This window comes from Micromonospora sp. II (genome assembly GCF_001709195.1).
GTDB lineage: Bacteria > Actinomycetota > Actinomycetes > Mycobacteriales > Micromonosporaceae > Micromonospora > Micromonospora chalcea.
This window is the reverse complement of the sequence record NZ_LYXF01000071.1, coordinates 1-6,390: the sequence shown is the minus strand read 5'-3', so window position 1 is coordinate 6,390 and position 6,390 is coordinate 1. Positions and strand designations below refer to the sequence as shown.

Genomic DNA, 6,390 nt, shown 5'->3' with positions numbered 1-6,390 from the left:
AATTGGCACTGGCTTTACAAGCACCCTGTTGAGTTCTCAAAGAACAACCACACACCAACCAGAAACCCCGCACCGCGGAGCCCCCGTTTGGGGCATTTCGTTCAACCACCCGCCGCTCTCGCGGCGGGCACTTTTACTACGTTACCTCACCGTCTCTGCCGTGTCAAACCGTGTGTCCCGGTCTGTCACGCTTCGTACGGGTCGGCACCGCTGAACCCACGCAGCAGTCACCCGCTGCGTCTGATCATCGGATTTGGCAGGCCGGCCGCTGCGGTCTCCCGCTAGCTCGCCCGGTTCCCTGCCGGTCGACAACCTTACCCGGTCGGTTTCGCTCCGCCAAATCCGCCCTCCGGCGTCTTGGCGAGCATCGCCCGGACCAGGTCTTGCGGAGGCGAGAACCTCGTTCGGACCCGGCGCCAATCCCGGTTCGGTGCTTCAGGACTTTCGTCCCGTTTGCCCCGTTCCGCGCTGGCAGAGAGAAAGTTACGCGGCCACAGGTTTGATCGTCAAATCGGTGGGTAGCGGCGCGCGTCACACCCGTCCGACGCGGGTAGGGCGGCGGGAGGCACGGTAGGCGCGGATGCCCAGGACACCGACAGTCGTGCCGATCGCCAGAGAGGCGCCGATCAGCAGGGCGTGCACCCAGAGGAAGCCCGTCGGACTGCCCTCGCCGACGACGCCGGCAGACCAGGCGCGCTCGTCGTTCCAGATGGCGACCGCGAACCTCGGCCAGATCGCCCAGGTCCACACGCCGACGGCGACCAGGAACAGTGACCAACCACGTGACAGGACCATGGTCGGCCAGTATGCCAGCGGGCCGTACCCGCAGGTCAGGGCGTCGGGGACGGCGACGCGTGTTTCCGGCGTGGCCGCCCGGGGCACTGTTCCCGGCGTCGAGCCGATGCGCGGGAGGTGCCACCTATGCAGCCGTTCAACCCCTGGGCCTGGCGGGACCCGTCCGCCCTGGCGGGTGGGTACGACCAGACCCGGCCCGGAGACGTACCGCGGCAGCGCGCCGCGGACACCGACGACCAGCTCGACGCCCCCGGTCCCGGTACGCCGCTCGACCTCACCGGCTACCGGGTGGAGGCGACTGACGGCCGGATCGGGTCGATCGACGAGGCGAACGAGGACGCCGACGCGCGCTACCTGGTGGTGGACACCGGGCCGTGGATCTTCGGGAAGAAGGTGCTGCTGCCGGCCGGCACCGTGGCCCGGGTCGACCACCTGGACCGCGTGGTGCACGTGGACCGCACCCGCGACCAGGTGAAGGAGTCGCCCGCGTTCGACAGCGACCACTTCGCGCACCCGGAGTACCGGGAGCGGGTCGGCAGCTACTACTCCGAGAGCTATCGACAGCAGTAAGCGCGGCAGGAGGCAGCGGCGCGGGCCGGTGAGCGGTTACCGTGTCAGGCATGGTCCGGCCGCGCAGCTGCCTCCCGGAGACCCGTAGCGGTCTTCCGGGCCACGCTGTCGACGGCCGGGAGCAGATCCTCGACGTACTCCGTGCCGGCGGACTCCGATTCCGCGCCGGCGGGCGATGGCGGCGCTCGTTCTGACGAGCCCGCTCCACCGACCCGGGTGACACCCGGGTCGCTTCTCCCCGCCAGCGACCGGCACGAAAGGCGTACGACCATGTCCTCTGCACGCATGCTCACCGGAGACCGCCCGACCGGGCGGCTGCACCTCGGCCACTACGTGGGCAGCATCGCCAACCGGGTGCGGCTGCACCAGCGCTACGAGAGCTTCTTCATCATCGCCGACCTGCACATGCTCACCACCCGCAACAGCCGCGCGGACATCGAGCAGGTGGCGCACAACGCCCGCGAGATGGTCACCGACATCCTCGCCGCCGGGGTGGAGCCGGAACGGGCGACGTTCTACCTCCAGTCGGCGATCCCCGAGGTCGGCGACCTGAACACACTGTTCCAGAACCTGATCACGGTGCCCCGGCTGGAACGGGTGCCGTCGCTGAAGGAGATGACCCGGGACGCCGGCAAGGACGAGATGCCGTACGGCCTGCTCGGCTACCCCGTCCTCCAGGCCGCCGACATCCTCTGCGTGAAGGGGCAGGTCGTGCCGGTCGGGAAGGACAACGCCGCGCACGTCGAGGTGACCCGGGAGATCGCCCGGCGGTTCAACCATCTCTACGGCGAGGTCTTCCCGGTGCCCGACATGCTCATGTCGGAAACGCCCACGCTGGTCGGCACGGACGGCGCCGGGAAGATGAGCAAGAGCAAGGGGAACGCGATCGCGCTCTCCGACGACGCGGCGACGGTGCGCCGCAAGGTGATGGGGATGTACACCGACCCGAACCGGGTCCGCGCCGACGTGCCCGGCACCGTCGAGGGGAACCCGGTCTTCGAGTACCACGACATCTTCAACCCGGACCGGGCGCAGGTGGCGGAGTTCAAGGACCGCTACCGGGCCGGGCGGGTCGGTGACGTCGAGGTCAAGGAGGCGCTGGCGACGGCGCTCAACCGGTTCCTCGACCCGATCCGGGACCGCCGGGCCCGGATCGAGGCGCAGCCCGGCCTGGTCGACGAGCTGATCGTCACCGGCACCGAGCGGACCCGCGTCGAGGTGCGCCGCACGCTCGTCGAGGTCCGCCGGGCGATGGGCCTGAGCAGCGCGTACGCCCAGGTGCGGCGCCGGGCCGAGCGCTACCGCAAGGCCGTCGCCACCTCGGCCTGACGACAGACCGGCCCGGGGTACGCGCTTGCGCACGCCCCGGGCCGGCCGGTTACGCTGCCGACATGGCCAGTTCGCACGCGTACCCGATGACGTCCTCCGACGTCCGGCTCGGCGCGCTGCGACGCCGGCGGTCCCGCGACCGCCTGCGCTGAGCCTTCCCTCCTGCGACCGGCGGATCGAGCCGCCGGTCGTCATCGACCGTTCTCGCTCCGCCGTCGCGTTCCCGTCAGGTGATCCGCGCGGCGGATCCACAGCGAGATCGGCGTACCCATGGATCTTGAAAGGTTGCTCACCGACCGGCTGGCGCCGGCGTTCGCGGCGGTGGCCGGCGTGCCGGTTGACCCGGCCGTGCGGCGCTCCCAGCACGCGGACTTCCAGTCCGACGCGGCGCTGGGCCTGGCCCGGCGGCTCAGCCGGCCGCCGCGGGAGATCGCGGCGGAGGTACGGGAGCGCGCGGCGCTGGCCGACGTCTGCGCGTCGGTCGAGGTGTCCGGTCCGGGTTTCCTGAACCTGACGGTGGCCGACCACGCGCTCGGCGGGCTGGTGTCCGCGCTGGCCGTCGACCCGCGGCTCGGCGTGCCGCCGGTGGCCGAGCCGGAGACTGTGGTGGTCGACTACTCGGCGCCGAACGTGGCGAAGGAGATGCACGTCGGGCACCTGCGGTCGACGGTGATCGGGGACGCGGCGGCCCGGACGCTGGAGTGGCTCGGGCACCGGGTGCTGCGCGCCAACCACCTCGGCGACTGGGGCACGCCGTTCGGCATGCTCATCGAGCACCTGCTCGACCTGGGCGAGGCCGGGGCGGCGCAGGAGCTGTCGATGGGTGACCTGGACGGGTTCTACAAGGCGGCGCGGGCGAAGTTCGACGACGACGAGGCGTTCCGGGAACGGTCGCGGCGGCGGGTGGTGGCGTTGCAGGGCGGTGACCCGGCGACGCTGCGGCTGTGGCGGCTGCTGGTGACGCAGTCGGAGAGCTACTTCCTGACCGTGTACGACCTGCTCGACGTGACGCTGACCGGCGATGACTTCCGGGGTGAGAGCAGCTACCACGACCAGCTCGCGCCGACTGTCGAGGAACTGGACCGGCTCGGGCTGCTGCGGCGCAGCGAGGGCGCGGACTGCGTGTTCCCGCCCGGATCGGTGGGCCGTGACGGCGAGCCGTTGCCGCTGATCGTGCGCAAGTCCGACGGGGGGTTCGGCTATCCGGCCACCGATCTGGCCGCGCTGCGGCACCGGACCGGCACGCTCGGCGCGACCCGGCTGCTCTACGTGGTCGGGCTGCCGCAACGGCGGCACTTCGAGATGGTGTTCGCGGTCGGCGCGCAGGCCGGCTGGCTGACCGCGCCGGTGCGGGCCGAGCACGTCGGGTTCGGCTCGATCCTCGGCCCGGACGGGCGGATGCTGCGCAGCCGGGCCGGCGGGGCGGTGAAGCTGGTCGGGCTGCTCACCGAGGCTGTGGAGCGGGCCACCGCGCTGGCCCGGGAACGCAACCCGGAGCTGGGCGAGGCCGAGGCCGCCGAGGTGGGGCGCGCGGTGGGCATCGGCGCGATCAAGTACGCCGACCTGTCCGGGGACCGGCACAAGGACTACGTGCTGGGCTGGGAGCGGATGCTGTCGCTGGACGGGAACACCGCGCCGTACCTCCAGTACGCGTACTCCCGGGTCCGGTCGATCTTCCGGCGGGCCGGCGCGGCGGCGCGGCCGGACGCGGAGGTCTCGCTCGCCGAGCCGGCCGAGCGGGCGCTCGCGATGGAACTGGTCGGCTTCGCCGCTGTGGTCGAGGAGGTGGCGGGCAGCCTGGAGTTCCACCGCCTGACCGCCTACCTGCACCGGCTGGCTGTCGCGTTCAGCGCGTTCTACGAGCGCTGCCCGGTGCTGCGGGCGGAGGGACCGCTGCGGGAGAGCCGGCTCGTGTTGTGCGAGCTGACCGCGCGGGTGCTGCGGCAGGGCCTGGACCTGCTCGGCATCCGTACCCCGGAACGGTTGTGAGGCAGCGGGGCCACCGGAAGCCCGTGCGGCGGCTAGCGTGACGCATCGATCGAACGAGAGGCAGGCGGCCATGGCGGATCGACGCGCGGTACTCGCTCCGGGACGGGGCTACGACACCCGGGGGCCGCTGTTCGTCTACATCGGGGAGGCGTTGCGCCGGCGCGGTTTCGAGGTGCACGAGGTGACCTGGCGGTCGATCGGCGATCTGCGCCACGACGCCGCGCCGGAGTGGGTCGCCGAGCAGTTGGATCCGGTCCTCGACGCCGGGGTGGATCTGCTCGTGGGCAAGTCGCTCGGCAGTTTCGCCGCCCCGCTCGCCGCCGACCGGGGCATCCCGGCGGTCTGGCTGACGCCGTTGCTGACCGACCCCGCGGTACGGGAGCCGCTGGCCCGGGCCACCGCGCCGTTCCTGCTGGCCGGCGGCACCGCCGACCCGGTCTGGGACGGTGCGGTGGCGCGGCGGCTCACCCCGTACGTGGTGGAGGTCGCCGACGCCGACCACTCGATGATGGTGCCCGGACCGCTGGCGGCCTCGGCCGAGGCGCTGGGGCGGGTCTGCACGGCGGTGGAGGAGTTCGTCGCCGGCCGCTGACGGGTCAGCGGCGGCGTCGCCGCGCCCACAGCACCGCCACCCCCGCGGCGACGAGCGGCAGGAGACAGCAGAGCATCAGTACGGACAGGTGCCACGGCTTGATCGCTCCCATGCCGCGAACGATAGGCGTCGCTGTCCACAGCCGCTACGCGGCGGCTCGGGCGGCCTTGCCGTCCAGCCACAACGTGTCGCTGTCGTCGCGGTGCGAGCCGGTGGAGCCGACGTGCTTGGCGCTGATCTTCGGCCCGTTCCTGATCACGTGGACCAGGGCCATCGCGTGTCCCCGGCCGAGGCCGTACTCGTCCTTGAGCCAGCCGACGATCACGCCGGCCTTCACGTCGGCGGCGTCGTAGCCACGCTCCCGGGCCTGGTCGACCAGGGCGCGCGGGGTCTTGCCGGTCTTGTCCTCGATCGCGTCGAGGTATGCCTGGAAGGACATCTGCTCAACCCTTCGTCCGGGAGGTGGTGACAACTCCACCCTCCCGGGCGGCGCGGGTCCGATCAACGACGGACCGGGCCACCGTCGTTGCCTCCAGGACAACGATCGGGCGAGACGCCGGAGAGCCCGGCCCGCGTGGTCGCGGGCCGGGCTCTCCACACCTCGGGGTACGCGCTCAGCGCTGAAGCGTGAGCAGCCCGGGGCGGTAGGGCAGGAGGCCGTAGTCGCCGCCGGAGTTGGGGGAGCGGCCCTGGTAGAGCAGTTGGAGGTTGCAGGGGTCGACAGTGAAGGTCTGGTCCGCGGTGGTGCGGATGAGTTCACCGTGGCTGATGTCGTTGGTCCAGGTCGCGCCGCTGTTGGCCTTGCCGGCGAACGGGTTGGACTCGGTGGCGGCCTGCGGCGTCCACGATCCGTTCAGGCTGGTGGCGGTGAAGGACCGGAAGTAGCGGCCCTGGGAGCCGATGGCCTCGACGATCATCAGGTAGCGGGTCTGGCCCTGCAGCTTGTAGACCTGCACGGCCTCGAACAGGTTGTTCGTCGAGTCCGACATGATGGTGGTGTAGTTCGAGCCGAAGCTGCCCGGGAAGTTCCCGATCGGCATGCTGGAGCGGTAGATCTTGCCGTTGTCACCGGCGAAGAACAGGTACATGTTCTGGTCGTCGGCGATCAGCGTCTG

Annotated in this window: 7 protein-coding genes; 4 read left to right on the top strand and 3 right to left on the bottom strand. The window is 71.3% G+C overall.

Going from position 1 to position 6,390, the window contains the following annotated elements:
• Window positions 1-531 precede the first annotated feature (531 nt).
• Window positions 532-795 carry an SCO4848 family membrane protein gene (locus A8711_RS28250; protein ID WP_069089882.1) on the bottom strand — a complete coding sequence of 88 codons (264 nt, stop codon included), beginning with the start codon at window positions 793-795 and terminating at the stop codon, window positions 532-534.
• A 126-nt stretch (window positions 796-921) separates the two neighbouring features.
• Between A8711_RS28250 and A8711_RS28245 the strand changes: the two genes are divergently transcribed.
• From A8711_RS28245 to A8711_RS28230, 4 genes are all read left to right on the top strand, one after another.
• A complete protein-coding gene (locus A8711_RS28245) occupies window positions 922-1,365 on the top strand; it encodes a PRC-barrel domain-containing protein (RefSeq protein WP_064448820.1) in 444 nt (147 codons plus the stop codon).
• 270 nt (window positions 1,366-1,635) lie between these two features.
• Entirely contained in the window at window positions 1,636-2,694 is a 1,059-nt protein-coding gene (gene trpS, locus A8711_RS28240) for a tryptophan--tRNA ligase (protein ID WP_069089881.1), read from the top strand.
• Between the two features lie 270 nt (window positions 2,695-2,964).
• Window positions 2,965-4,683 (top strand): arginine--tRNA ligase, encoded by a 1,719-nt coding sequence (argS, locus tag A8711_RS28235; RefSeq protein ID WP_069089880.1) that lies wholly within the window; start codon window positions 2,965-2,967, stop codon window positions 4,681-4,683.
• Window positions 4,684-4,753: 70 nt separating this feature from the next.
• A complete protein-coding gene (locus tag A8711_RS28230; protein WP_069089879.1) occupies window positions 4,754-5,275 on the top strand; it encodes an alpha/beta hydrolase in 522 nt (173 codons plus the stop codon).
• A 145-nt stretch (window positions 5,276-5,420) separates the two neighbouring features.
• Here A8711_RS28230 and A8711_RS28225 read toward each other — a convergent pair whose 3' ends face one another.
• Both A8711_RS28225 and A8711_RS28220 read right to left on the bottom strand, forming a co-directional pair.
• Complete coding sequence (locus A8711_RS28225) at window positions 5,421-5,714, bottom strand: DUF4287 domain-containing protein (RefSeq protein WP_069089878.1); 294 nt, start codon at window positions 5,712-5,714, stop codon at window positions 5,421-5,423.
• A 175-nt stretch (window positions 5,715-5,889) separates the two neighbouring features.
• A partial coding sequence (locus A8711_RS28220; RefSeq protein ID WP_255365711.1) for a non-reducing end alpha-L-arabinofuranosidase family hydrolase occupies window positions 5,890-6,390 on the bottom strand: 501 nt, incomplete at its 5' end.